Source organism: uncultured Lacinutrix sp. (genome assembly GCF_947500325.1).
In the GTDB taxonomy this organism is placed as follows: Bacteria; Bacteroidota; Bacteroidia; order Flavobacteriales; family Flavobacteriaceae; genus Lacinutrix.
The window spans coordinates 1-223 of sequence record NZ_CANMRQ010000122.1 but is presented as its reverse complement, the minus strand read 5'-3'; the positions used below and the strand labels follow the sequence as shown (position 1 = coordinate 223).

Below are 223 nucleotides of genomic sequence, written 5' to 3'. Positions count from 1 at the left end.
ATTCCAATCACTGATGATACTATTGATGAAGCAGATGAAACGTTTACAGTAGATGGAACGGTAACTAGTGGTAACACAAGTAACACGGATCCAAGTGGAACAGTAACGATTACAGATAACGATTTACCTTTATGTCCAAGTCCTGTAGATACAGATGGTGATGGTTTAACAGACTGTGAGGAAACAACAGGAATCGATGATCCAAGTACGACACTTGATCCAA

Annotated in this window: 1 protein-coding gene; it reads left to right on the top strand. The window is 39.5% G+C overall.

Annotated features, from left to right (window positions below; genetic code table 11):
- Positions 1-223 (top strand): hypothetical protein (locus tag Q0997_RS20445; RefSeq protein WP_299892612.1); only part of this gene is annotated, 223 nt, incomplete at both ends.